This is a genomic window from Streptococcus alactolyticus (genome assembly GCF_042649785.1).
Taxonomy (GTDB): Bacteria; Bacillota; Bacilli; order Lactobacillales; family Streptococcaceae; genus Streptococcus; species Streptococcus alactolyticus.
Window position 1 is genome coordinate 16,051 of record NZ_JBHRZX010000002.1, and the last position, 453, is coordinate 16,503.

Here is a 453-nt window from a genome sequence, read left to right on the forward strand (position 1 = left end):
TATTTAAGTTTTAGAGCTGTGTTGTTTCGAATGGTTCCAAAACGAACATTCGTGCCGATGTCTGCACCCAGAGGTTTTAGAGCTGTGTTGTTTCGAATGGTTCCAAAACTGCCGATAGCAATCGTTACCCGCTGGCGAAGTTTTAGAGCTGTGTTGTTTCGAATGGTTCCAAAACACAGTCAGATTGCAGACATCTTATTAAAACGTTTTAGAGCTGTGTTGTTTCGAATGGTTCCAAAACGTCATAAGGCACAATTCAAAGGTGGTAGAGTTTTAGAGCTGTGTTGTTTCGAATGGTTCCAAAACAAGAAGTGGACTTTATTGGTCAATACTCCGGTTTTAGAGCTGTGTTGTTTCGAATGGTTCCAAAACTCAATTCATTCATGGATAAGATGATCGAATGTTTTAGAGCTGTGTTGTTTCGAATGGTTCCAAAACTCTGCTGTTGTTGCT

1 CRISPR repeat array is annotated in these 453 nt (G+C 40.2%).

Features of this window, described 5'->3' with window-relative positions:
* Positions 1-7: 7 nt before the first annotated feature.
* A CRISPR array of direct repeats spans positions 8-438; the repeat unit is 36 nt; unit sequence GTTTTAGAGCTGTGTTGTTTCGAATGGTTCCAAAAC.
* Positions 439-453: the final 15 nt, after the last annotated feature.